The organism is Rhodopirellula baltica SH 1 (genome assembly GCF_000196115.1).
GTDB lineage: Bacteria > Planctomycetota > Planctomycetia > Pirellulales > Pirellulaceae > Rhodopirellula > Rhodopirellula baltica.
In genome coordinates this window covers 6,059,274-6,083,666 of record NC_005027.1, presented here as the reverse complement: position 1 = coordinate 6,083,666, position 24,393 = coordinate 6,059,274, and the positions used below count along the sequence as shown (strand labels likewise).

The following is a 24,393-nucleotide window of genomic DNA, read 5'->3' as shown; positions in this document are numbered from 1 at the left end:
CGCCGCCTTTCGATAGAATCTTCACGATGAAAGCAGACAAACAACTCGTGTCGACGAGCAAATTCCTGAGCCTCGTCCTCCGACACCAACCCGGTGTCATCGGCATGACGCTGGACGAGCAAGGCTGGCTCGAAATCGATGGACTGATTGCAAACGCAAACACACGTGGCAAGAAGCTGACGCTCGAATTGATTCACGAAGTGGTCGCGACAAATGACAAGAAACGTTTTGTCCTAAGCGATGATGGGCTTCGCATTCGCGCCAGCCAAGGGCATTCGGTTGCAGGAGTGGACCTGAACCTGACCGAAGCGAATCCGCCCGCAACGCTTTACCATGGAACCGTGGATGCATTCCTTCCTCGTATCCGTGAACAAGGATTGCAAAAGCGATCTCGAAACCACGTTCACCTCTCCGCCGACGAAGCAACGGCAACCAATGTTGGTTCGCGACGTGGCAAACCCAAACTCCTTCTCATCGCTGCACAGCGAATGCATCAAGACGGTCATATTTTCTATCTCTCTGAGAATGAAGTTTGGTTAGTCGATTCGGTTCCGCCGACTTACCTCACCTTCCCAACGTGATCCGTCGGCTGTTTTGCGAATCTGACTGACCGAAACCCAACGTTTCATCCTGGAGCAGCTGTCTTGCATTACAAATCCATTGTTGGCTGCATGCTGGGCACCGCCGTTGGTGACGCTCTTGGACTTCCCTACGAAGGCTTGCCTCCCGATCGAGCCGCACGTCTTCTCGGCCCACCGACACGACACCGTTTTTTTCTTGGTCACGGGATGATTTCCGACGACACGGAGCACACCTGCATGGTGGCTCAATCGTTAATGGAATCTCCATCCGACGTCAATCAATTCGCGAAGCGTTTTGCATGGCGTTTGCGGTGGTGGATCCTGGGACTGCCCGCGGGAGTCGGCAAAGCAACGGCTCGATCCGGTATCAAACTTTGGTTGGGCGCAAAGCCACAAACGTCTGGTGTTTTCTCCGCTGGCAACGGACCGGCAATGCGAGCGGCCATCTTTGGTGCGGCAATCGATGATCGTTCGCTGATGCTGGACTTCGTGCGTGCGTCATCGCGATTGACACATTCTGACCCAAAGGCAGAACAAGGTGCGATCGCGGTCGCACTTGCCGCACGGCACGCTCGAACTTTTCCCATGGTCGACCACAAGCTTTGGCTGAAAGACGTTGAGAAGGCATTGAACAACGAGCAATCGGAATTACTGAATCGAATCCGAGCCTCAATCGACAGTGCTCAGTCGAACGAATCCACCCGAGACTTTGCAGATTCACAAGGACTCTCACGAGGCATCACCGGCTACACGCTTCACACAGTTCCGCTTGCCGTTCACGCCTGGCTGTCCAGCCCAAACGACTACCGACAAGCGGTCACCTCCATCATCGAGTGCGGCGGTGATGCTGACACCACTGCTGCGATTGTTGGCGGAATCGTTGGTGCCGGTGTGGGACGCGATGGCATTCCAACGAAATGGCTCGACGGCATCCAAAACTGGCCGCGTAGCATCATGTGGATCGAGCACCTCGCTGAAAAACTCGCCGACACATTGGAGCCAACATCACTGGGCAGAACGCCCAACAAAGCACCTTGGATCAATCCACTCGCAGTCGTTCTTCGCAACCTCGCGTTCCTGATGATCGTTCTTTTTCACGGCTTTCGCCGACTCGCACCGCCATACTGATCGAGAACCGCGAACTACTCACTGGCCGGCGGGCATGCGTCCGCGTTGATCGCGTTCAATGCAATGAAGTCCTTCCATTGCTCCGGCACATCGTCCTCGCCGAAGATGGCCTCGGTCGGACACTCGGGAATGCAAGCTTCGCAATCAACGCAGTCGTCGGGATTGATGTAAACCATTTGCTCGTCTTCGTGAAAGCAATCCGCCGGGCACACGGTCAAGCAGGCTTTGTCTTTGCAACCGATGCACGGCTGCGTCACCACCATCGTCATCGCAGGTCCCTCTCAATAGAACGAAGTTCGTATCATTCAATTTGGTCCACGGCAGATGTGCCATGACACGTCTATCAAAGGGACACGAATTCCAGCCGATGGTTCGCAGGCAGAATCAAACCAAACGTCCGTTCGCGATCAGGCAAATCGGTCTTGCCGACCGAACGCGTTGGAGTAAACGAGGCGTCCATTCTCGAAGTGATCCGGAAATGTGGTCTGAAGTCCTCGCAAGAAAAACACATCGTCAGGCATTCCATCAAAACAGTGCTGAACGCCAAAGTCCAAAATCGGCCGAAACCCAAATCGAGTGTAGAACTCCGGGTGCCCAGCCACCGCCATAAAGGACTCGCCCGCAGCGTCCGCTCGCTCAACGACCGCACGAACGAGTTGCGAACCAACGCCTCTCCGCTGAAACGACGGCATCACCGCCATCGGACCAATCGCCAAACCGCTCCTCTCACTGCCGGCGAAATGAATGACGGCAGGCGATGCGATCACGTGCCCTATCACTTTTCGATCATCAAGAGCAACCAACGAAATTGCTCGCTCACAATTGTCACGCAAGGCTTCGATCAGTTCCGATTCGCCCTGATGACCAAACTTTGATGCTTCAAAAGCCGAAACGGTGAGCTGTTGAACCGAATCGTAATGGCACGACTGTTCCACGGAAATTGAGATCACCGGATAGACTCATTTTGAAAGGGTTGACAACTGCAGTTCTCTCGCCCGGACATTGCGGATCCACCCCGGCTGGCGGATGGGGTGGCCGCTTCACTATTCCAACAATCCCGACAACGCTTCGTCGTGGCCCATCGGCGGACAGACAAACTCCGAAGCTTCGCCCCCTCTTACTCCTTCCGACTTGCAACCTGACATGCGTGATTGGATCCGTTTGGCAACCAAGCGATCGATCGTTGTACGCGGAGTGATCTGCAGCTCGATTGTTGGCACGATTCTGATTGCGATCAACCAAGGCGACGTGATCTGGAATGGAAACCTCGAAATTCGACACGCTGCTAAAATCGGACTGACGTAAATGGTGCCGTACATCGTCTCGACTGTTTCCAGTGTGGGAGCCCTTCGCAACGTCAGCCAATGAGATCATTTCATGCCAGCCGAGACCACCGCTGCGAAAATCAATCAGTACGTCCGCTGGGGATCCATCGCGATCGTCGTGGTCAGTTTGCTGGTCATCATCCGCACGCTGCCGTTTGACGTTGTCACTTCGGCGATGAACGAGTGGATCGGTAGCTTGGGTTGGTGGGGCCCGGTGGTCCTCGTGTTGCTGTACATCGTCGCGACAGTTCTGTTTGTACCAGGCACGATTTTGACACTCGCCGCCGGAGCGATCTTTGGGTTGCTCGTTGGCACCATCGTGGTTTCGATTGGCTCGACGATCGGCGCCGCACTGGCGTTCTTGATTTCTCGGTATGTGGCCCGAGAGAGGGTCGCCAAACTTGCCAAAGACAATCGTCGCTTCGCCGCGATCGACCGAGCCATCGAAGAAGGCGGATGGAAAATCGTTGGGCTGTTGCGGTTGTCGCCGGCCTTGCCCTTCAACTTACAGAACTATCTGTACGGCCTGACTCCAATTCGCTTTTGGCCGTACGTTCTCACCAGTTGGATTGCGATGCTACCCGCGACATTCCTTTATGTTTACTTGGGACATGTCACGGGAGCAGCGGTCGGTGCGGATCGTGAACGCACCACCGCGGAGTGGGCGATGCTAGCGGTGGGATTGCTGGCGACCATCGCGGTCACCGTCTATGTCACGCGACTGGCCAGCCAAAAACTGGACGAACAAGTCGACCAGGATCAGCGTGAGAACGCTGACACATCGAAACAATCCGGCTCGGTGGCAACATCGAACGCTCGCCGGACGGTGCTTCTAGCTACGATTGCCGTTTCAATGGTTTTGCTTGCCGTTTACGTCTCGATGAACTCCGGTGACATCGAAAGCACGGTCACCAGCTGGCTTGGTCCACCAGCAGTCGACGCAACCGAAACGCATTCGCCCAATCCGAGTGGCCCAAACATCGATCACTCGTTGCTGGATGAAGTGTTGGCGACACACGTTCAAGAAGGCGGTTGGGTGAACTATGAGGCATTGCGAGACAACACTGGCAAGCTTGATCGATACCTGGACGTTGTGGCGTCGGCACCGTGGGACGATCTTGGCCGTGATGAAAAACTAGCCTTGCTTCTTAACGGCTACAACGCATCGACGCTGAAATTGATTGTGGACCACTACCCGGTCGATTCCATCAAGGACATTCCCGCGACCGATCGCTGGGACGCGGTTCGATGGAACATCGGTGGGAACATCTGGAGTCTCAACCAAATTGAGCACGAGCAGATTCGCCCGCATTTCAAAGAGCCTCGCATCCACTTCGCACTGGTTTGCGCCGCTGTTGGTTGCCCACCTCTACGTCGCGAAGCCTACCATCCCGATCGATTGAATGAACAACTGGAAGATCAGACTCGGATCGTCCACGACCATGCGACTTGGTTTGAACATCTCGCGGGCTCCAACGAACTAAGACTCACAAAGCTCTACGACTGGTACGCCGGCGATTTCTTGCAGTCAGCGGAATCGATTCCACACTTTGCAGCCACCTATTCACAATCGCTTCGACAAGCAATCGATTCCGAGCAGGATCCAACCGTCGAATGGCTGCCATACGACTGGTCGCTCAACACGTTGCCGAATCGCCGGCCACGATAGTTCGAATCGAACAAACGACGCCTCATCTTTTCGACGCTTTTCATACCCATTGGCCACCGCATGAACGCTCTGCTTCCCCACGACGAACACAACCAACAACTTGAAGCGAACGTTCACCCGACCGATTGGCAAAACCCAAGTCCTAAACAACCGTATCACTTGGTTGTCATCGGTGCGGGAACCGCCGGATTGGTCACCGCGGCAGGAGCGGCTGGGTTGGGAGCCCGAGTCGCGCTGATTGAACGAGACCTCATGGGCGGTGATTGCCTGAACGTTGGATGCGTTCCATCCAAAGGAGTCATCAGCGCCGCTCGAGTCGCAGCGACCGTCAAGAACGCATCGGATTTTTCAGTCCATGTGCCGAACGGAGTTGAGATCGATTTCGATGGTGTCATGAGCCGCATGCGGGAACTTCGCGCAAAGATCAGCCAAAACGACTCCGCCAAGCGATTTCAGGACCTAGGCGTCGACGTCTACTTTGGGCAAGCCAGCTTCACCGACTCCCAAACAATTGATGTTCAAGGAACCAAACTTCAGTACAAGCGAGCGGTGATCGCAACCGGAGCCCGAGCAGCGGCTCCACCGATCAAAGGCTTGGATCAAGTCGACTACCTAACCAACGAAACCGTTTTCTCTTTAACGAAACTTCCAAAGCGAATTGGGATCATTGGTGCGGGACCGATCGGTTGCGAAATGGCCCAAACGTTCGCCCAGCTAGGCTCGGAAGTCTTCCTGATCGAATCTCAGCACGGGATCCTACCCAAAGAAGATCGCGAAGCCGCTGATATCGTTCAAAAAGCAATGCTGGCCGATGGTGTTCAGTTGCTTTGTTGCGGACACGATCTCGAAATCAAGAACGAAGGCGGGATCCGCTTGACGCTGAACTCCCATGGGAACCAATACGACCAACCGGTCGACCAATTGCTAGTCGCGGTTGGCCGAGCACCAAATGTTGAGAAACTCAACCTCGATGCTGTCGGCGTGAAATTTGACAAAAACGGCGTGGAGGTCAACGACAACCTTCAAACCACCAACCCCAACATTTTCGCGGCGGGCGACGTTTCATCGAAATATCAATTCACTCATGTGGCAGACTTTCTGGCACGCATCGTGATTCAAAATTCGCTTTTCGCGATTGGACCGTTCGGCAAAAAGAAGGCCAGCGAGTTGATCATTCCTTGGGCAACCTACACCAGCCCTGAAATTGCTCATGTCGGCATGTACGAACAAGACGCCAAGGACGCCGGCATCGAAATCGACACATACGTCCAACATTTTCGCGAAGTTGATCGAGCCATCCTCGAGGGTGAAGAAGAAGGCTTCGTCAGAATCCACACGAAGAAGGGGACTGACAAAATCGTCGGCACGACCATCGTCGCGAAAAACGCGGGCGACATGATCTCGGAAATCACCGTTGCGATGAACAACAACGTGGGACTGGGGGCGATCGCAAATGCAATTCATCCATACCCGACGCAAGCCGAGGCGATCCGCAAATTGGGCGATCAATACAACCGCACACGTCTAACGCCGTTCAGTAAAACCATGTTGCACGCGTTGATGCGATGGAATGTCGGTCGCTAAGCGATCCTCTGACGATTGTCTTTAAACGCAAATCCGAAGGCTCTGCGCTGGCGCCGTTTGACTGACTCCGTTTGCAGCCACCGCCGTTGCGAGAGAGGCCAAACATTCAGTGCCCGTCAACCGACCCACCAAATTGAAGGTCGAGCCAAGCAACGAAAAAGCAGTGTTTTGGCTGAACACCATCTGGGGCACAACTTCGATGCCAGCGTCTTCGAAGACGCCGAAAAAGTGCGTGACGAACTTTCCCAGGCACTAACTACCGGCGTGCTTCTCCTGGACATGAACATATCCAAGATGCATGGCCCCATGACTGCGAAAGCTTTTCGCCGCGATCGTCGATATCAAAATCTGAAACAAGCCGTCTTTAGCGGCAGCGAGCCAGAACAATCCGCGGCGTGTAACAATCCCTTGCGTTTATCCGCAATTAGCAGCAAAATGCCACCGTTCGGCACAAACAACACGCAAAAGAAATCTCAATGCGTACTTCCACGCTCATTCTATGCATTGGCTTATGCATCGCTGCCGTGACTGTTATCAGCTGGTACATGATCTCGGCAGATCAGCGACGCCAAGTAGTCAATGAGAATGCAGCACGAGCGATTGACACAACCGAACGGTTAGAACGAGAGATTGGCTACGGCGGGCTGATACATCATTTCAAAAACTATGTTCTTCGCCCAACCGAGTCACAGTACTACGAAGACGCGATCCAGAACGCTGAAACAGCGTTGCAGCTGATTCTCGAACTGGAGCAGATTGACCAGGGCCCCATCCAAGGGAAGCCGCTACCAGAGACCCGGCGCATGATCGCGGAGTACTCTCGTCAACTGCAGATCGTTCATGAGATGGCCAGCGAAAATGCATCTGCCCGTGAGATTGACGCAGCGGTTCGCTTCGACGATACGCCCACACTAAACGAGTTGAAGACAACCGTCGATTCGCTCGGCGATGCTTACCGGACCGAAGCCGGCCGGCTAGAACGCCTCACTCGGGCGCTGATGATACTCAACGTCATCCTAGGTCTGGGCACGGCGATCACATTGGCGACCTTCAATGTCCGCCAACACATCAAGAACCTGCGAAACCAAGTTGTTTACATCGAACTGCTTGGGCAAAGCGGTGGAATTTGGAACTGGAACCGCCAAACCGATGAGGTCCAGTACGCACCGAAATTTCGCGAATTGCTTGGGTACGCGGGCGATGACACCGAATCATTCCCCGAAAACGTGAGCGCCAGTCGCGATCGAATTCACGCTGAAGACATCGCGATTTTCGCTGATCGGCTAGCGAACCAAAAGCAAACGCGCAAACCTTTTAGCGTCGAATTTCGCATGCTGGATCACGAAGATTGCTATAGATGGTTTCGAACGCATGCCCACACGCTGTTTGACAACAGTGGAACCCCGATTCGAACAGCCGGAACCATCTTCAACATTGAAGACAGCAAGAAATATGAACACGAGCTTCAAGAAAGCAATCAGGAACTCCAACGCTTTGCATTCGCAGCGTCGCACGACCTGCAAGAACCTCTGCGAGCGATCACCGGATTCAGTCAACTTCTACAACAACGGCACACCAACTCGCTTGATGAAAAGGGGCAAGGTTACCTAAGGCACATCGTCGAAGGCGCCGGCCGAATGAAGACTTTGATCGACGATATTTTGACGCTTTCGCGAGTGGGTCAATCTGAATTGGAATTCGCCGAGATCAATCTCGACGACTGCGTGCAAATGGCACTTCAAAATCTTTCGCAATTGATCCGAGAAACCGAACCTGAAATTCGGATCGGAAAGCTGGGTATTGTCCACGGACACGAGGGTTTCTTAGTCGAGTTGTTCCAAAATCTGATCAGCAATGCCATCAAGTTTCGCAAACCTGATCAGACAGCCAAGATCGACATTGACTCTCACACCAAAGATTCCCGGATCAACATAACGGTTGCCGATCAAGGGATCGGAATCTCAAAAACCCACCACGCTCAGGTCTTCGAATTATTCAAACGCTTGCATCGTCGAGAACAGATCCCGGGTACCGGCATCGGCCTAGCCCTGTGCAAACGAATCGTGGAACGTCACCACGGAACCATCTCACTCATTTCCGAAGAAGGCGAGGGATCAACCTTCCGCGTCTCCCTTCCCGCCGATACCCAGACCGACCCGTCCGCTCAAGAAATTCAACATGTCAAACCAAGCGAAACCCATCGACATCCTGCTGGCCGAAGATAGCGAAACCGATGCCGAGCTGACCATGGATGCGTTGCAACAAGGTAAGATCCGCAACAACATCTATCATGTGTGGGACGGTGAAGAAGTGCTCCAATTCCTCCGCAAGGAAGGCGAGTACAAGGACGCGGTTCGTCCCGACCTAATTCTCCTCGACCTCAATATGCCGCGAATGGACGGCCGAACCGTCCTCAAAGAACTCCGATCAGACGATCGGATCAAGGCGATTCCGGTGGTCGTCTTGACCACTTCCAGCCAAGAACGCGACATCCACGAATCGTACGGATTGGCCGCCAACAATTACATCGTCAAACCAGTCGATCTTGTTCAATTCTTTGAGGTGATTCAAAGCGTTCAAGAATTCTGGGTCAACGTGGTGAAGCTTCCAAAGAAATAGATTCTGGGAAAACGACGCTTTGGGAGGTGCCCAGCACTCCTTCGGGAAGTTTCAACCGACCAAGGCGATCGAGTCTTGCCGCGTGTCGGCCCTTGCATAAGTGGTGCAGAACGAAAAGGGCGATCGTGAACACATTGGATCGTCGCACCCTACCGCGATACAGACGGGCCGCGGTTCAGATGTAGCCCGCTACCATTTGTCCTCCGAACATTTCCAATGCCGTGGAGGTTGCACAAATCATATTCTCAAGTCGCTTTCCGGATGCGGAATGACCGGTCAGATTCAGACGAGTCCAACACTTCGACCTGGTCGATGTCTTCAATTGCATCTTGAACCTCTTGAAACGACTGATTCGTCCGAACCCACAGGACGAGCTCCCCATCGATTGCACGTACCCTCCATTGGCGTGCCTTTAACTTAGAAACGATTTTGAATCGTATGGTTTCTGCATTCTGGCCATCTGAGAATTCGATCAAAACTCGAACCGCTTCCTCTGCGGGCACCCCAAAAGGATTGACCGAACCAAACATATCCGGTGCAGATCGATTGCCCGGATGACCATATGGAAGTGGATGAGAATGCCCGCGTGGTCCGCCAGGACTTGGGAACTCGGCGGAGACATGTTGATCATGCCAACTGGCATCGGGAATGGGAGGTGCGGAGAGAACAGTCGCGAAAACAATCACTGCCATGAAAGCGGCTTGAGCGATGTAGGTCGCGGCCAAGGCTCGCGCGATTCCGATCCAGTACCACAGCGAGATCAGGACAATCCCAACCAGAAAGATGAATGCAACCTGCATGAGCACAGCGGTGCCGCCACCCTGCAAACCACTGAAATCCAAATTCTCGGCCGCACCGTTGCGATTCAGTCGCAGACCTACTTTGAGAAGCACCGCACCAGCGATGCAGAGCACTCCGGTTGTTCCCAAACCGGCGGCCGCACTGACAAAGGTACTGCCCAGTTCGCCAAAAACCTTTCGCAGAATGTGCAACCGCGGCAGGAACAACAATCCAACCGCGATCGCTCCCAACACGACCTCAAAGATTCCGACGATGAACATCGGCCACGGTGCGAGCCAACTGAGGCAAAGATTCAAAATCGCGAACGAAGCTACCGCGACGTGAAACTTATGCGTTTTCACCCATGCCAACGCGCTGTTCTGGTTCGCTTTTTGTTGTCGATTGATTGGACGATTCGCACCAGAAACACCCGCGCCAGTCGCCCCTGAGAACGCTCGCACCGTGGCGGGTTGCTTTGGAAGCGTTCTAGGCACCGCCCGGGTCGATGATGCGCCAGCGGGTCGGGTTGGCTTCCGCACCGGTGTCACCGGACGAACGGCCGCCTTTGCCGCTACCGGTTGGCTAGCAACAACAGGCTCTCGGGAGGGCAAGCGAAATTGCGTTTGGCAGTGAGGGCACCTCAGGCGTTTTCCTGCTGCTTGATCCGAGACTTTGAGGGTGCGCTGACAACCGGGACACGAGACATTCATGAATTTCGAGGCCAATCGTAAAACGGACTTTCTAGCGACATCATCCGTGGAGAGTCGTCTCCTTCTGACACCACTGGCGTCTCGGAAGTTCCATCGGGCTAGTCGCGTTCCCTCATAAGAAATAGAGAAGATAAACGGCCAATCGCACTCACAAAGCAACGTCCACTACGCGCATCCACTCAACCTGCGACAATGGTGGGTTCTTCCTGTCCGATCCCATGCAACCAATCTATCCAAATGAGTGACCTTCCGAATTGTCCTGAGTGTGCTGGTGAATTCACCTATGAAGACGGCATCCTTTTGGTTTGCCCCAGCTGCGGGCATGAATGGTCGCCAGCCGATGCAGAGGCTGCCGCGGAAGCAGACATCATTCGCGACGCCAACGGCAACGCACTTGAAAATGGCGATACCGTGGTTGTGATCAAAGATTTGAAAGTCAAAGGTGCCGGACAGACTGTCAAAGTGGGCACCAAAGTCAAAAACATCCGCTTGGTCGATGGCGACCACGACATCGACTGCAAAATCGATGGAATCGGAGCGATGGGATTGAAGTCCGAGTTTGTACGAAAGGCTTGATTCCTTCGCGTCATCGATTGCCTTCGATTGACAGCACGCCGCTTTGAATCAGCTCACCAATACCGCCGCTTTCACTCGAGGCACACAAATCGCCACTTCCGTTCCATTCAAATGGTTTCCGGCGGCGATCGTGCCGCCATGGGCTTCGACGATGCGCTGGCAAATCGGCATGCCCAAACCGGTTCCGGTTGGCTTGGTCGTGTAAAAGGGCTCGAACAAATGAGCGGATTGTTCGGCGGTGAGCCCTGGTCCGTCATCAGTCACTTTCAAACACACCATTTCGTCGTTGCATTCGCAATCGATCTCGATGCGAACGGGACCTTCGCTCGCCTCGAGCGCATTGAGAAACAGGTTACGAAACAGCTGTTCCATTCGGCAAACGTCGACTTTCACATCGTGCAAACAGCTGGTCGCGTTCTCAACCAACTCAACGTCGCGTCCCGAACGTTTGCATTCCAGGTCATCCCAAGACCGGCGCCAAATCTCGCGAAGATCCGCGCACTCGAGCTTTGCTTGAATCGGTGCAGCAAATGCTCGCACACTTTCCAGCAGCGTCGACAGATCAGATGCGGCTCGTTGGACAACCGACAACTCTTCTTCCGAATCCACGTTACCGCGAATGTTGATGGCGAGAACTTCCGACGCTGCATTGATTCGCTGAATCGCATTGCGGCTCTCGTGAGCCAACGCCGCGACGGTTTCTCCGATCGCTGCCAAACGCTCCGCTCGAACTGCACGCTGAGTCGCTTCTGCTAGATCAGAAACGTCAATTCCAATTGCCAGAATGAATTGCTGCCCACCGTCAGCTTCACTCCATTTTGAATTCGACCATCGAATTTCGCGAGCCTCGCCATTTTTACAACGAATGCGATTGGTGCATCCTCGATAGCGATCAGTTCGAGACATCGTGTCACAAACATTGATCAGCCGATCTCTGTCTTCAGGATAGATGCATCGATCGAACCAATTCTCCCCGATCAGATCGCCTTGGGCCCATCCTGTCAGCTCCGTAAAAAAACGGTTGAAGTGGATCACCCTGCCATCAAAATCGATGACCAAGATGATCGCTTCTGCCGTTGACTGAATGCGTTCGGCAAAAGCATGTTCGATTTGGAGGTGCTGCTCTAAAACACGTCGCTCAAGTATCCGCCGGACCGTCTGAATCAAATCTTCCGGGATGATCGGCTTGATCACGTAGTCCGAGATCCCTTGGCGAAATGCAAGGATGACGGCCTGCAGATCGCTGTAACCGGTCACGACGATGACAGGTGTTTTGGAACTGACTTCTAAGATTTCCTGCAATCGATGCTCGATCAAACCATCGGGCAAATGCCGATCCGTCAGGATAACGCCGAACCGTTGGCTTTCAAGCAGTTCCATCGCGTCCTGCACACTCGCGGTGGTCGTGATCTGAAACCCATCGATCGATAGCATGTCCGACAATGATTCGGCAGCATCGAGATCATCTTCGATGACAAGAATGTGATTGAGATAAGTCATGGGGCCAGACGACAACGGAACGGCAACAACATCACAAGTCCTTTTGTGATTCTGAAAATCAGAGCTTCAATCACCCGCTCGCATCGCGAACGTCATGCCATGCTGCTGTTTGTGACACCACCGCTCAATCCAACCTGTCCCAACTCGCGTCCAATCCTGCATCGATCAATCCGCTTCGACGCGGATGTGGTGACTGGTCTGTTCACCGATCGTTTTGCAGGTTGCTTTCACGCCCCCAGGCCAGCTGTGCCATAATGCACATCAAGTGATCCCAGACGCACGAAAAGCAGGGTCAAAAGGCTTCTCACTAGCTTTTCGCGTGCTGGAACAGGGATCGCAGTTCGACTTGAGCGAACACAGCTTGTTGAAACGCTTTCTTCTTGATCGGTATCACCATGAGTCAAACTGCCATCAAAATCCTTCTCGTCGATGACGAAGATGACTACCGTCGCAGTTGCGGCAAGTTCATGGAGCGGATGGGACACACGGTCCGGTTGGCAGCCAGTGGTGCCGAAGCCATGTCGTTCCTCGACCGAGAGGCGTTTGACGTGGCCGTGTTCGACATCGACATGCCGGGCATGAGTGGACTGGAGTTAATGCAACGCGTCCACGAGGAATCGCACGACGTCGAAGTCGTGTTTTTAACTGGCAAAGGGACCATCGAGGCGTGCGTGCAAGCGATGCAAATGGGTGCATGTGACTTTCTCACCAAACCATGTTCACTCGCCGATCTCGAACACCGGGTTCAATTGGCTCAGCAGCGCGGGCATCTCAAGAAAGAAAACCAACAGCTCAAAGCGATCGTGCATCGGAACCGCCCGTCTCCCAAGCTCATCGGGAATTCCCTCGCAATGAAAGAACTCTCGCGAATGATCGCGAAAGTTGCTCCGACTCGAAAACCGGTGCTAATCGAAGGTGAAAGTGGGACGGGGAAGGAAGTCGTCGCGCGTTCGGTCCAGCAACAAAGCGATTTGGCCGACCGACCCTTTGTCACTATCAACTGTGCCGCCTTGCCGGCCCAGTTGGTCGAGAGCGAACTCTTTGGTCACCAAAAGGGGTCGTTCACAGGTGCCACCGCCGATCAACCCGGTTTGTTCGAAGTCGCCGATGGAGGAACACTCTTTATCGACGAAGTCGGCGAGTTGCCTCCCGCGTTGCAACCAAAATTGCTCCGCGTCCTAGAAGATGGATCGCTTCGCCGGATCGGGTGCCATCGAGAACGCAAAGTAAAAGTGCGACTGATCGCGGCCACCAATCGTGATCTGTTGGAAGAAGTCAAAGCGGGCAGATTTCGAGAGGATTTGCTCTACCGCATCAATGTTCTCACGCTGAATTTGCCGCCGCTTCGGCAACGTGAAGGCGACATTGAATTGTTGCTTCATCATTTTCTGCCGCGAGGTTGGTCTTTCGACAAAGAGGCTCTCGATACGATGGTTCAGTACCATTGGCCCGGCAATGTTCGACAGCTGATCAATGTCGTTGAGCGAGCCACAATCCTGGCGGACCATCAAGTGATCACCATGGATGACTTGCCCCGCGAACTATCCAATCTGCCATCAAACTCCGGCTCGTTCGCCGCTTCGCCAATACATGCGGACGCCTCACATCTCGGCCAAGACCTCACTTGCGAGGATCCCATTGATGAGGAATCGACCGCCGAATCGGCACCGCCTCTGATGCTGGGCGACAGCAGCCTGAAAGTGGACGATCTGATCAAGACACACGTGTTGAAAGTTCTGGAACAGCTCGGTGGGAACAAAGCCAAAACGGCGCGTCATTTGGGCATTCATCGACGCAAACTGTATCGATTGCTGGAACGGTTCGAACAAGGCATGCCAGCGGAAGAAACGCTATGAATGAAAGAAACGGCCCCAAACTACGAACACTCATCGGGATTGACTCTTCGGCCCCCGCACGCGATGCGTTGCAGGCGTTGTCCAAGTCCACACTGGCGGAAGCCTGCGAAGTCTCTTTGGCAACAATTGTCCCGGAACCGCCGCTGTACACCATCGATGACACATCGATGCCTTGGATACCGCAGGAGGTGTTTGACTCGAGACTCGAGATTGAAAATACCCAATTGAAGCAACTGCAGCAGGAATTCGGTGAAAGGTTCAGCTCGTGTGAGTTCTCGGTCTCTCAAGGTCATCCCGGTCGCGGATTGATAGAAATGTCCGAACGTTTTGACGCGGACTGGATCGTCATCGGTTCGGTCGGTCATTCGGCTTTTTCGCGAATTCTTTTGGGCAGCACTTCGGACTATGTTGCCAATCGATCCACGCGAACTTGCTTGGTGCATCGCCCCATCACGACAGACCATGAACCGTCCAAAGGGCTGTTTTCTCGTGTTGTCATCGCCATCAGCAATGCCGAATCAGACACCGCCTTGCCGGACTGGGTCGCAGCTCTACGACTGGTCCCAAATTGCGAGGTGCACTTGGTTCACGTGATGGAAACACACCCCGAATACGAACTGCATTTGCTCAAGAAAGTTGCCGCCTACATGGAAGAAGTCCGTTCAGCGGCCTGGAAGCTAATGGAAACGACCCGACCACGGCTGGAAGCTCTTGGAATGAAGGTCAAACCAAGCTTGTTGGAGTCTCCCCATGTCGGACGGGCGGTTCTCGAATATGCGAATGAGCATGCCTGCGACTTGATTGTCGTCGGCGACCAAGACGATTCGTTGATGGAACGAGTCATGCTGGGAAGCGTCAGTCGCTTTGTCGTCCGACACGCAAATCAATCGGTTTTGATTGTTCGCTAGTCGTTGGACTTGGGTCCGTGCGGCCAGTCTCACGGCGAGCCCAACCTGTGCCACCCCGTCACACTTGGCTCGCCATTCCCAGCAAAATGCCAGTTGGTCTGAACCTTGCAAATGATTCCCTTCGCATGAAGGTTGGAAACTTCAACCCTCCGAAACGATCCTTTCAGAACCTCATTTTGGGAATTGAACGATGCGAGTTCTACTGGCTGTTGATTCGTCTCCTTACTCGCAACAAGCGGTTGAATTTGCGTCGCATTTGCCGCTTCGAAAACCCGTTGACTTCGATTTGGTTTCGGTGGTTGCACCTCCAATGTTGGTCGACACAGGCGGGATGAGCATGCCGATGGATTTTGGCAGCTTTCTAGAAATCGAAACCGACCGAAGCCGCGAAGCGATCGACGCGGTTGCGAGCGACTTGAAGTCTCAAGACCACGTTCATTCGGTTCACACCCATGTGCCGATTGGACCACCAACGTCCGCTTTATTGGACGTCGCCGACGAATCCGGCGCGGACCTGATTGTGTTGGGCGCGATTGGACATTCGGCGATCGAACGTGTGCTACTAGGTAGCGTTTCCGACTACGTGGCCACGCACGCTGACATGAGCACTCTCGTTGTACGTCCCACCAGCGAAGCCGATGTGGAACCGGACTTGCAAAAGATCATGTTGGCTTTGTCGGGACGCCCCGAAGATGAACGAATGCTGACATGGCTCCGTGAGTTGAAGTTACGCCCCAACGTGGAAGTTCATTTGGTTCGCGTTCTTGACCGTTTCTCGTACTACCGGCAAGACCTTCGTCAGCAAGCTTCTGATGCGTGGCAGGCACAGCACGAACAAGCTCAGGCCCAAATCCTCGACTTTGAAACAAAGCTTCAACAACTCGGCCTGAACACGGAAACCCACTTTGTTGAATCCAACCACGTGGGCGAGACGCTCGTTGAATACGCCCGTCGTCATGGATGTGACTTGGCCGTGACGGGCGACAGCGACAGTGGTTTGCTCACCCGCGTGTTTCTGGGCAGCACCTCCCGCTACGTTCTCCGCCATGCGGATTGCAGCGTCCTGATCATTCGCGATCGAGAAGACCGCGCCAAAGCTCATCGCCAGATCGCGGAGCAGTCCTTGGCAAGCACGTGATGCTGCGCTGCCGCAGATTCTTCGGACACTAAAACCCGATGCTTTGCAGGACGAGTTTGGTGGCAATTTCAAAGGTCCGGCATTGAAAGCACGCTGAAATTCGCCGGTCCTGCTTACCTGAACCGCGTCAGACTCAATCAGCCGATTGGGCGTGAGTCCCGGCCTTTGCGTCAGGAACCTTGGCTAGCAGCCTGTTGATTTAGTCGTATACCGAGTGACAACAACTAGCCGATGGGCGTTAGCCCCGGTTGGCGTCTGACTAACCGCCGCTAACGCGGTACGGCTCATCAAATCAACAGCCCGCTAACGCCCAATGGCCAATCTAAGAAGCATTTTAAGCTACGTAATGAACGCCAAGCCAAGGATCGATTGACATCAACCGATGACTCATTGCTGATCGAAGCAAACGACTTCAGTTCAACGCTGAGCGTGAATTCGATTTGGACTGTTTCGCCTTCAATCCCTCAATCATTCGATTGCGTGTGATCCACACACTGCAAGGAACGTGTCTGAGCACGTACTGAGATGTGCTTCCCAAGAGAAAACGACTGAATTGCGATCGAGGTGTTTCACCCAAGACAACGAGATTGATGTCATGAGTTTCTACAAAACGCGTGATGCCTTCGCCGTAGTGAATGTCCTCGATGAAGTGGGTCGTCACAGAATCCGACACTTCTTCGAGCTGTTCCTTTGCTTGGGCAAGTTGATCCTTGTAGTGCTGAACACAGTCCGAATCGGCGTACATCTCATTCAAACAAGCGGCAACCGAAACGACATGCAACTCCGTTTTCCCGCGCCAGGGACTTTCTTTCAATTCTTCCAACGCGGCTTGGCAGGGACCGGTGCCCTCGTAACCCAAGCAAACCTTGAGTGGTGCGGATGGTTTGGGAATGGCTTGGGGCCGCACCACCAACACGCTGCACGGTGAATGAGTCGCAACGAAGTCGCTGATACTTCCCAACAACATGCGGCTGATTTGCGAGTGCCCGGTTGCCCCCACCACCACCAGATCAGCCCGGATATCTTTCGCTTTTTGCACGATGGATTCGCCAACGACGCCTTCGATCAGTTCCGATCGCACGCGAACGTTCGCACCATCAAACAGCTCAGCGATGCGATCCAGACTTCGCAAAGCGTTCATACGATCTTGCTCATACGCTTTTTCGATCAGTTCATTAGTCGAATAGCTAGCGTGAACAAATCGTCGATGCACGACCGACACCAGGGTCAACTCAACCGGGTCAAAGTGCGGGATACGAGCAAAAAACTTGGCGGCTTCTTCCGAAGCGTTCGACCCATCAATGGCCAACAGAACGTTGTGCATGACTCTGACTCCTGGTTTGAAATGCGATCCCGATTTTGGGTAGCAACGCCTGATCGCTCGCAGCGGTGGTCCTGCTCGCAAAATTGCAATCTTGGTGCCAAACCGACCAAGCCGGTTTTCCGGCACTCAAGCGACCGGAAGTGTGCGGTACGTCACATCGGTCTCCAGCTTTCGCACACTCCGCTTTTCAGGCACGCAATGTCGCGACGAGATCGCGGTATTGGCTCGCGAAGGCAATCGGAGGTAACTGACTACGGCACCGCGATGCTTGCCGACTCGTTTGTCTGGAACATCAGTTGCTGTCTGTTCTTCGTCAGATGACGTTTCCCAAACCAAACATTCCCCTCGGACACGGAGTTCCTCATGTCAAATCGAATGAAATTCAACGACCAATTGACTGTCGGCCCACAACCCAGCCAAGACGAACTGAAATCGTTGCCAGACGATGGATTTCGTTCCGTGATCAATTTCCGAACTGCCGGAGAGGACGAGCAGCCTTTGTCTCCCGAGGAGGAAGGCGAGGCCGTGCGGGCAACCGGTTTGAAGTATCTCCACGTCCCCGTTTCGATGGATGGCATGGACGAAAAGAAAGTCGATCAATTTCGCGAGCAGTACCAGTCGCTTCCCAAACCGGTTTTTGCTCACTGCAAGAGCGGCAAACGGGCTGGGGCGATGATGATGATGCACACCGCGGTCGAACAAGGTCTCTCGGGTGATCAGGCACTCGAACAAGCCAAAGAGATGGGCTTCGAATGCGATAAACCCGAACTGGAAAAATTCGTAAAGCAATACGTCGACAACCGCACGCAAGCCGCCACGAGCTGATCCTCTTGGGATACGTGCCGCGGTCGCTCATTCGCGGCAACTGAACCAGCAGAGTTCCACTGCCACTCCTTCTTCGACAGCCAGCTTCGACATCCAGGTGAGTCCAATGACCATGATTTTTGAGACCATTCAAACCGAAGGAATCTCGCAACTGTCTTACTTGATCGGTGACGACAGCAGTGGAACCGCGGCGGTCATCGACCCGCAACCCAACGTCGAGTCCTACGTCCAACTTAGTCGCAAACACGGCGTCGCGATCACGCACATCTTCGAGACTCACATTCACGCGGACTTCATGAGCGGTTCGCGTGAACTCCAATCCAGAGTCGGCAACGCAAACATTTTCGCGAGTGGCGAAGGGGATGCCAGCTATGGATTCGACGTTCAAAAAATCAGTGACGGCGATTCCTTTGAATTTGGATCCACGAAGATCACTGCACGGCACACGCCTGGTCACACACCCGAACATTTGTCGTATGAGCTGGCTGATTCCGATTCACCGGACGAACCATGGGGTGTCCTCAGTGGCGACTCCCTCTTCGTCGGATCCGCAGGTCGCCCTGATTTGTTGGGGGAGGAAGAAACCGAAGAGCTCACCAAGCAACTCTTCTCGACCCTTCGTGATTACTACCTGAATCTGGCCGATGACGTCATCGTTTACCCCTGTCACGGAGCGGGTTCCGCTTGCGGGGCCAGCATCGGCGAGCGACCAATGACCACCATTGGCCAGGAACGAAAAAACAATGCGTTCTTGCAGCATGATGACTTCGACGAATTTGCGACGTTCGTCAGCGAGGGTGCCCCTCCCGTGCCGCAACACTATCCCATTCTCAAAAAGATCAACGCCAAGGGCCCCGAACTGATCGGCCACGCCCCTGTCGTTCCGGGCCTGCCTCCGAAGCGATTTCAAGATGCAATTCAATCCGGCCAAGCACAGCTCGTCGACACGCGTCAAATGCTCGCGTTTGGCGGTGGGCACATCGGGGGTGCAATCAATCTGGGCGACCGTCCAGAACTATCTGTGTGGGCCGGTGACATGCTCGATTACGATCGGCCGATCTTGCTAGTCGTGGAAGACGAAACCCAATTGGACTGGGTCGCTTGGCACTTTGCGGTCGTCGGATTGCATCGCTTCGAGGGCTATCTCGTCGGTGGCATGAAAGCCTGGGACAACGCCGGTCTGCCGTTGTCGACGACACCTCAACTCACCGTTCATGACTTGAAGGAACACAAAAGTGAGTTTCAGATCCTCGATGTCCGCGCTCCTTCGGAATATAAGTCCAATCGAATCTCAGGAGCGAAACATCACTACGTCGCTGAGATGAGAGATGGCGTCAACGGCGAGTTGGATCTGAAACGCGACCAACCTGTCGCGGTCTATTGTGGCAGCGGATATCGGGCCAGCATCGCTGCGAGTGTGTTGCAACGAAACGGGTTCCAGCATGTCCACAACGTCCCAGGCAGCATGAGTGCTTGGAAAAACGCGGGCTACTCCATCGACAAATAGCTCGCGAGGTTCGCTCTCGATCGATGCGTTTCAAACCGGCGAGTTGCGTTTCATTCGCGAGCGAGCAGCACCAAAATGCAACTGCCGTCATCGATCACGGTGAGTCCAGCCTCGCGAGCAGCTTGGCTAGCTTCGTCATCCTCCGCGCCGGGCTGCATCCAAAGATGCTTCACGCCCGCGTCGATCGCGTCAGCGACCACTTTGCGAGTCACTTCGGGCGGGGTGATGATCGAAACCGCTTCGGGCACCGTCGGCAAATCCTGAATCCGCGGGTACGCCTGATGCCCTTCAATCTCTTCCGTGATCGGATTGAGGGGGTACGCGGTGCGTCCGGATCCGATCAAAGCCCGAAAGACCTTGTTGCCGTATTTATGCTGACGAGCCGAAGCCCCCGCAACGGCATAGGTCGGAGCGGAAAGAAACAAAGAGATGGCATCGCTCATGATGGGTTCTCCGAGGAAGGATCGAAACAGGTTGGACGTGGCCCAGCGGCTTCAGGAAACATCGTCCGAAATCAGAAACACGATTTCGGTCAGGTACTTCTTCGGGTTGCCCTTGAAAATCATGCCGGGCCCTTTGTGGTAAATCTCCCGCGTCGGCAGGTGATAGCTCAGTGACTGCGTTTTCGCATGCTTCATGATTTTTTCGTAGGACCGACCGATCTCTTCGTACGGTCCTAAATGCATCAACGACAGGGCTCGTCCGCCAGGCAATTCCTTGACGGTGATCTCCTCATTCGACTGGCCTTTCTTGATCGGCATGCATGCCTCGAAATCAGCGTCGTTTTCTTTGTATTCGGTGTCGTGTTGCAACAAAATGGGTTTGCCATTGATAAACCGCCCCATTCGGCGGCCAATTTTCGCGAATCCCTTGCCACATTCGCTGTAGGCTCCTTTCATGCGAACGCTGGCGATCAAACAAGGCTCGACACTCTTTTCCTCGACGGCGTAGTTGGTTTGGTTCATCGTTTGGGTTGCCTCGGTTTCATGGACAATGATTTGATCGAGCAATCCTGCAATGTCAGAATCCTTTTTCATCCGCTCTTTGATCACGGCCCGCTGGGACCTCAAACGCTCGATGATGTCGGCATCGTCACTGTGGTTGCTCAATATTTCTCGTACATCAGCCACAGAGAATTCCAACTCACGAAGCCGAGCGATCACCCGCGCCGTTTCGATCTGCGTCTCCGAGTAGTACCGGTACCCGCTTCCGGCTTCGACGCGACTGGGCGTCAAAACACCTTGCTCGTGATAGAACCGGAGTGACTTGATGTCAGTCCGGTCACCTTGGAAAATTCGCCTATGCTGAACATTTCCGCCATCCTACGGCCTCCTCCAAGGGGAGAGTCAAACGCCAAATTGGGACTTTTCCCTGGTTCATCCAGTCCCTCAAACAGCCAACAATGTATCCCCTCGCTCACTTCCATTCGGTAGGAGCTTCGCCTCGCTAGGAAACACGCATGGTTTGGTTGTCAAAGCAATTCGTTCGCTGGCTCAATTGGATCGCTCCGTTTGTCAGACGAAGCCGAGTCGAAAACATTTCGACCGAGGAACTGCGAAGCGTGCTCGAACGTGCCGACGAGTCTTTCATCCTGGTGGATGTCCGTTCACAAACCGAGCGAGATGTTTCGCAAATCCCCGGTGCCATTTCGATGGACGATTTTTGGTCGCAACGTGACGAGCTCAAAAACCGAACGGTGATCGCGTCCTGCACGGTCGGTGGTCGCAGTTTGTTATTTGCTCAACGCTGCCTAAAAGACGGAATTCAATCTCGCAACTATCGACCGGGCATCCTGGGATGGTGCGAAGCCGGCGGTGTGCTCGTCGATCCAAACGGCAATCCCACACGACGCGTTCATACGCACAACAAGCTTCTCCGCGCACCGGATGGTTACGAGAGCGTGCCGTAGGGTCACACATCAACAAGGCAACTGAGCAGATAAGCACATCAATCTTCCAGTCTGCTGATCACATTGCATAGAGACCAATGAAGTTCTGCTATCAAAGCTGAATTTCATCGTTCAAAAGGTTCACACGCACGGGCGAGTTGTTACATTCCAACCCACCAAGCGAGTCATCTCTGACCTGGCTTGGGTCAAGCGAAAGGAATGGATCATCATGCGATCTGCCCCCGGCGATCCATCGGAACCGATGCCAATCAAGAACTCCGCGAAAACCAGGTACTCAAAGGCGACGTTTGCCTTTTGTTTGGTCCTGGGACTGCTCGCTGGGATCGGCACATTCACTTTCGGTTACGGCAAAGGTGCCAGCTACCTGAGCAACAATCCCGAAACCTGCGTCAATTGCCATGTGATGCAGTCGCACTTTGATTCGTGGCAACAAAGTTCGCACCATCATGTTGCGGTCTGCAATGACTGCCACTTGCCTCACGACAAAATCGGCAAGTGGGTCGTCAAAGGCGACAATGGTTTCTTCCATTCATTGGCGTTCACGATGGGTGGTTATTCCGATCCGATCGAAATCAAGCCACGCAACCGCCGAGTCACCCAGAGCACCTGCGTCGATTGCCATCGTGATTTTGTGCATGCGTTGCTGCCGGCGACCCCGCAAGACGACATGCAGAACTGCGTTCATTGTCATGCCGACGTTGGTCATGCGGGCCACGGCAAAGTGGACTGGATGCATCCGCGTTGACCCCCTCGGTATTGATCTCGTTCTTTCGATTCGACCTCTTCTTTCAATTTTCGTTCGCAAAGGTTTGTCATGTCCGATCAGCAACCACGCAGCTTCGGATGGCTGATTCTATTGACCGCACTGACCGCTCTCGCAACCTTCGGCGTTGTGGCGTTGCTGGTCAACATTTTTGAACGCAAACAAGAGGCCAGGGCTCCGTTCACCAAAGTGGTGGAGGTCACCGAGATCAGCACCGATCCCAAACCGTGGGGCCTGAACTTCCCACAGCAATACGAGGACTACCTGAAAACGGTCAACGACGATTACACCGACTTCGGCGGCAACCACGCTCTCCCGCCGAGCAAGTTGGAAGAATCGCCTTGGTTGAAACGCTTGTTCGCCGGCTATGCCTTCAGCATTGATTACCGCGAAGCCCGTGGTCACGCTCACATGTTGGCCGACCAAGAAGTCACCAAGCGAGTGACCGACGTTCAGCAATCCGGTGCATGTTTGCACTGCCATGCATCGATCGCGGCCACCTATCGCCGCATCGGCCTAGAAGAACAAGGTGAACCAGCCGATGCAAAGGCCCTTGCGAACGGCTTTCAGCAAGAAGCGGTCTTAGCGGGATTCCGATCGGTCAGCACGAAGAAGTACGAAGAAATCCATGCGGAACTCGAAAAGACTCCCGATGGGTTTGACGCGACCAGCGGCGATCCACACATCGGCGGCGCCCATCCCGTTTCGTGCGTGGATTGTCACGAACCAGAAACGATGGCGATTCGAGTCACGCGTCCCGGTTTCATCTTGGGCATCGACAAGCTCGCCAAGAGCGACGCCGAAGTTCCGCATCTTCCCAGTATTCAATCCTGGCGTGATAGCGGCAAGAAAGGTGACTACGACCCGAACACCATGGCGACTCGCCAGGAAATGAGATCGTTTGTCTGCGGCCAGTGCCACGTCGAGTACTACTGTGCAAACAAGATGACGTTGACCTACCCCTGGAGCAACGGACTGAAGATGGAAAACCTCGAGGCCGAGTGGGACGCCACCACGTTCCCCGACGGCGGAGAGTTCTACGACTACGTCCACAAAACGACTGGCACAAAGGTCTACAAAGCCCAACACCCCGAGTTCGAACTTTGGAGTCAGGGCATTCACGCGAGAGCCGGCGTCAGTTGCAGCGACTGCCACATGCCATACGAAAAGGTCGGCGCCACCAAAGTCAGCAGCCACTGGGTTCGCAGCCCGATGATGAACATCAACAAGGCTTGCCAAACCTGCCACAAGGTTCCCGAAGCGGAGATCAAAGCTCGCGTGGACGTGATTCAGGACCGAACACGTGCTCTCATCGATCGCGCAGCCAGTGCGATGACCGAAATGCTGGACGCGATCATCGAAGTCCAAGCAGCCGGTGCAACCGAAGAACAACTCAAACCGATTCGTGACTTGCAACGCAAAGCGATGTGGCGTCTGGACTACATCGCCAGCGAAAACAGCAAGGGTTTCCATGCCAGCCAAGAGTCCGCTCGCATTCTGGGCGAGTCGATCGACTACAGCCGACAAGCGATCGCGAAAGCGTACCGGATCGATGCAAAGCCAGCAGCTTCCGAAGTAGCGAGTCCGGAAGATTCCGAGGCGTCGACCGAAGAATAAGCGACGAAATTGCGATAGGAAGACCGCTGGCTTTCGAGCCGGCCCCTTCCCCTTGATGAGTCTGCACCGCATGG

At 54.2% G+C, this 24,393-nt stretch carries 24 protein-coding genes; 17 read left to right on the top strand and 7 right to left on the bottom strand.

What is annotated here, in order from left to right; translation table 11 throughout:
• Positions 1-26 precede the first annotated feature (26 nt).
• A complete protein-coding gene (locus RB_RS23265) occupies positions 27-581 on the top strand; it encodes an RNA 2'-phosphotransferase (RefSeq protein ID WP_007329713.1) in 555 nt (184 codons plus the stop codon).
• A gap of 63 nt (positions 582-644) precedes the next feature.
• Positions 645-1,709: an ADP-ribosylglycohydrolase family protein gene (locus tag RB_RS23260; RefSeq protein WP_011123141.1), complete on the top strand. Its 1,065-nt coding sequence runs from the start codon at positions 645-647 to the stop codon at positions 1,707-1,709.
• Positions 1,710-1,723: 14 nt separating this feature from the next.
• On the opposite strand, the gene RB_RS23255 is transcribed toward RB_RS23260, so the two are convergent.
• Positions 1,724-1,978 carry an indolepyruvate ferredoxin oxidoreductase subunit alpha gene (locus RB_RS23255; RefSeq protein ID WP_011123140.1) on the bottom strand — a complete coding sequence of 85 codons (255 nt, stop codon included), beginning with the start codon at positions 1,976-1,978 and terminating at the stop codon, positions 1,724-1,726.
• Between the two features lie 138 nt (positions 1,979-2,116).
• On the bottom strand, positions 2,117-2,659 hold the full coding sequence (locus tag RB_RS23250) for a GNAT family N-acetyltransferase (protein ID WP_011123139.1): 543 nt from the start codon (positions 2,657-2,659) through the stop codon (positions 2,117-2,119).
• A gap of 193 nt (positions 2,660-2,852) precedes the next feature.
• Here RB_RS23250 and RB_RS23245 point away from each other — a divergent pair, with 193 nt between their 5' ends.
• The 6 genes from RB_RS23245 (at position 2,853) to RB_RS23220 (ending at position 8,906) form a co-directional block, all read left to right on the top strand.
• Positions 2,853-3,014: a phosphoenolpyruvate protein kinase gene (locus tag RB_RS23245; RefSeq protein ID WP_231845917.1), complete on the top strand. Its 162-nt coding sequence runs from the start codon at positions 2,853-2,855 to the stop codon at positions 3,012-3,014.
• Positions 3,015-3,086: 72 nt separating this feature from the next.
• Positions 3,087-4,703 (top strand): VTT domain-containing protein, encoded by a 1,617-nt coding sequence (locus tag RB_RS23240; protein ID WP_011123135.1) that lies wholly within the window; start codon positions 3,087-3,089, stop codon positions 4,701-4,703.
• 60 nt (positions 4,704-4,763) lie between these two features.
• Positions 4,764-6,287 carry a mercuric reductase gene (locus tag RB_RS23235; RefSeq protein WP_011123134.1) on the top strand — a complete coding sequence of 508 codons (1,524 nt, stop codon included), beginning with the start codon at positions 4,764-4,766 and terminating at the stop codon, positions 6,285-6,287.
• A gap of 168 nt (positions 6,288-6,455) precedes the next feature.
• Positions 6,456-6,815: a hypothetical protein gene (locus RB_RS23230; protein ID WP_231845916.1), complete on the top strand. Its 360-nt coding sequence runs from the start codon at positions 6,456-6,458 to the stop codon at positions 6,813-6,815.
• Positions 6,812-8,512 (top strand): sensor histidine kinase, encoded by a 1,701-nt coding sequence (locus RB_RS23225; protein ID WP_231845915.1) that lies wholly within the window; start codon positions 6,812-6,814, stop codon positions 8,510-8,512. Before RB_RS23230 ends, RB_RS23225 begins: the two co-directional genes overlap by 4 nt.
• Complete coding sequence (locus tag RB_RS23220; protein WP_011123131.1) at positions 8,466-8,906, top strand: response regulator; 441 nt, start codon at positions 8,466-8,468, stop codon at positions 8,904-8,906. Before RB_RS23225 ends, RB_RS23220 begins: the two co-directional genes overlap by 47 nt.
• Positions 8,907-9,151: 245 nt before the next feature.
• On the opposite strand, the gene RB_RS23215 is transcribed toward RB_RS23220, so the two are convergent.
• Complete coding sequence (locus RB_RS23215) at positions 9,152-10,180, bottom strand: hypothetical protein (RefSeq protein ID WP_231845914.1); 1,029 nt, start codon at positions 10,178-10,180, stop codon at positions 9,152-9,154.
• A 453-nt stretch (positions 10,181-10,633) separates the two neighbouring features.
• On the opposite strand from RB_RS23215, the gene RB_RS23210 reads away from it, so the two are divergent.
• On the top strand, positions 10,634-10,972 hold the full coding sequence (locus RB_RS23210; RefSeq protein ID WP_007330315.1) for a zinc ribbon domain-containing protein YjdM: 339 nt from the start codon (positions 10,634-10,636) through the stop codon (positions 10,970-10,972).
• 48 nt (positions 10,973-11,020) lie between these two features.
• Here the strand turns inward: RB_RS23210 and RB_RS23205 are convergent, their stop codons facing one another.
• Entirely contained in the window at positions 11,021-12,472 is a 1,452-nt protein-coding gene (locus RB_RS23205; RefSeq protein WP_164922400.1) for an ATP-binding protein, read from the bottom strand.
• Positions 12,473-12,867: 395 nt separating this feature from the next.
• Between RB_RS23205 and RB_RS23200 the strand changes: the two genes are divergently transcribed.
• From RB_RS23200 to RB_RS23190, 3 genes are all read left to right on the top strand, one after another.
• The gene (locus tag RB_RS23200; RefSeq protein WP_037198060.1) at positions 12,868-14,328 is read left to right on the top strand and encodes a sigma-54-dependent transcriptional regulator; all 1,461 of its coding nucleotides are present in this window, start codon (positions 12,868-12,870) and stop codon (positions 14,326-14,328) included.
• Positions 14,325-15,236 carry a universal stress protein gene (locus tag RB_RS23195; RefSeq protein WP_007330318.1) on the top strand — a complete coding sequence of 304 codons (912 nt, stop codon included), beginning with the start codon at positions 14,325-14,327 and terminating at the stop codon, positions 15,234-15,236. Before RB_RS23200 ends, RB_RS23195 begins: the two co-directional genes overlap by 4 nt.
• 190 nt (positions 15,237-15,426) lie before the next feature.
• Complete coding sequence (locus RB_RS23190) at positions 15,427-16,374, top strand: universal stress protein (RefSeq protein ID WP_011123124.1); 948 nt, start codon at positions 15,427-15,429, stop codon at positions 16,372-16,374.
• A 412-nt stretch (positions 16,375-16,786) separates the two neighbouring features.
• Here RB_RS23190 and RB_RS23180 read toward each other — a convergent pair whose 3' ends face one another.
• The gene (locus RB_RS23180) at positions 16,787-17,698 is read right to left on the bottom strand and encodes a universal stress protein (protein ID WP_231845913.1); all 912 of its coding nucleotides are present in this window, start codon (positions 17,696-17,698) and stop codon (positions 16,787-16,789) included.
• A 363-nt stretch (positions 17,699-18,061) separates the two neighbouring features.
• Between RB_RS23180 and RB_RS23175 the strand changes: the two genes are divergently transcribed.
• Positions 18,062-18,523, top strand: a complete 462-nt coding sequence (locus RB_RS23175) for a beta-lactamase hydrolase domain-containing protein (protein ID WP_007339709.1) — start codon at positions 18,062-18,064, stop codon at positions 18,521-18,523.
• Between the two features lie 112 nt (positions 18,524-18,635).
• Complete coding sequence (locus RB_RS23170; protein WP_164923010.1) at positions 18,636-20,030, top strand: MBL fold metallo-hydrolase; 1,395 nt, start codon at positions 18,636-18,638, stop codon at positions 20,028-20,030.
• A gap of 50 nt (positions 20,031-20,080) precedes the next feature.
• Here the strand turns inward: RB_RS23170 and RB_RS23165 are convergent, their stop codons facing one another.
• Both RB_RS23165 and RB_RS23160 read right to left on the bottom strand, forming a co-directional pair.
• Positions 20,081-20,473 carry a CoA-binding protein gene (locus RB_RS23165; protein WP_007330324.1) on the bottom strand — a complete coding sequence of 131 codons (393 nt, stop codon included), beginning with the start codon at positions 20,471-20,473 and terminating at the stop codon, positions 20,081-20,083.
• A 51-nt stretch (positions 20,474-20,524) separates the two neighbouring features.
• Complete coding sequence (locus RB_RS23160; RefSeq protein WP_011123119.1) at positions 20,525-21,265, bottom strand: MerR family transcriptional regulator; 741 nt, start codon at positions 21,263-21,265, stop codon at positions 20,525-20,527.
• 224 nt (positions 21,266-21,489) lie between these two features.
• On the opposite strand from RB_RS23160, the gene RB_RS23155 reads away from it, so the two are divergent.
• From RB_RS23155 to RB_RS23145, 3 genes are all read left to right on the top strand, one after another.
• Positions 21,490-21,939 (top strand): rhodanese-like domain-containing protein, encoded by a 450-nt coding sequence (locus tag RB_RS23155; RefSeq protein ID WP_011123117.1) that lies wholly within the window; start codon positions 21,490-21,492, stop codon positions 21,937-21,939.
• A gap of 208 nt (positions 21,940-22,147) precedes the next feature.
• The gene (gene nrfH, locus RB_RS23150; protein ID WP_007325128.1) at positions 22,148-22,684 is read left to right on the top strand and encodes a cytochrome c nitrite reductase small subunit; all 537 of its coding nucleotides are present in this window, start codon (positions 22,148-22,150) and stop codon (positions 22,682-22,684) included.
• A gap of 69 nt (positions 22,685-22,753) precedes the next feature.
• Positions 22,754-24,319, top strand: coding sequence for an ammonia-forming cytochrome c nitrite reductase subunit c552 (locus tag RB_RS23145; protein ID WP_011123116.1), 1,566 nt, complete (start codon positions 22,754-22,756; stop codon positions 24,317-24,319).
• Positions 24,320-24,393 lie beyond the last annotated feature (74 nt).

Excerpts from the sequence above, each read along its gene's own strand:
- RB_RS23220 (WP_011123131.1), top strand. The coding sequence starts at position 8,466 with ATGTCAAACCAAGCGAAACCCATCGACATCCTGCTGGCCGAAGATAGC.
- RB_RS23180 (WP_231845913.1), bottom strand. The coding sequence starts at position 17,698 with ATGCACAACGTTCTGTTGGCCATTGATGGGTCGAACGCTTCGGAAGAA.
- RB_RS23145 (WP_011123116.1), top strand. The coding sequence starts at position 22,754 with ATGTCCGATCAGCAACCACGCAGCTTCGGATGGCTGATTCTATTGACC.
- RB_RS23195 (WP_007330318.1), top strand. The coding sequence starts at position 14,325 with ATGAATGAAAGAAACGGCCCCAAACTACGAACACTCATCGGGATTGAC.
- RB_RS23255 (WP_011123140.1), bottom strand. The coding sequence starts at position 1,978 with ATGACGATGGTGGTGACGCAGCCGTGCATCGGTTGCAAAGACAAAGCC.
- RB_RS23205 (WP_164922400.1), bottom strand. The coding sequence starts at position 12,472 with ATGACTTATCTCAATCACATTCTTGTCATCGAAGATGATCTCGATGCT.
- RB_RS23265 (WP_007329713.1), top strand. The coding sequence starts at position 27 with ATGAAAGCAGACAAACAACTCGTGTCGACGAGCAAATTCCTGAGCCTC.
- RB_RS23155 (WP_011123117.1), top strand. The coding sequence starts at position 21,490 with ATGGTTTGGTTGTCAAAGCAATTCGTTCGCTGGCTCAATTGGATCGCT.
- RB_RS23190 (WP_011123124.1), top strand. The coding sequence starts at position 15,427 with ATGCGAGTTCTACTGGCTGTTGATTCGTCTCCTTACTCGCAACAAGCG.
- RB_RS23165 (WP_007330324.1), bottom strand. The coding sequence starts at position 20,473 with ATGAGCGATGCCATCTCTTTGTTTCTTTCCGCTCCGACCTATGCCGTT.
- RB_RS23175 (WP_007339709.1), top strand. The coding sequence starts at position 18,062 with ATGTCAAATCGAATGAAATTCAACGACCAATTGACTGTCGGCCCACAA.
- RB_RS23210 (WP_007330315.1), top strand. The coding sequence starts at position 10,634 with ATGAGTGACCTTCCGAATTGTCCTGAGTGTGCTGGTGAATTCACCTAT.
- RB_RS23200 (WP_037198060.1), top strand. The coding sequence starts at position 12,868 with ATGAGTCAAACTGCCATCAAAATCCTTCTCGTCGATGACGAAGATGAC.
- nrfH (WP_007325128.1), top strand. The coding sequence starts at position 22,148 with ATGCGATCTGCCCCCGGCGATCCATCGGAACCGATGCCAATCAAGAAC.
- RB_RS23235 (WP_011123134.1), top strand. The coding sequence starts at position 4,764 with ATGAACGCTCTGCTTCCCCACGACGAACACAACCAACAACTTGAAGCG.
- RB_RS23170 (WP_164923010.1), top strand. The coding sequence starts at position 18,636 with ATGATTTTTGAGACCATTCAAACCGAAGGAATCTCGCAACTGTCTTAC.
- RB_RS23240 (WP_011123135.1), top strand. The coding sequence starts at position 3,087 with ATGCCAGCCGAGACCACCGCTGCGAAAATCAATCAGTACGTCCGCTGG.
- RB_RS23245 (WP_231845917.1), top strand. The coding sequence starts at position 2,853 with ATGCGTGATTGGATCCGTTTGGCAACCAAGCGATCGATCGTTGTACGC.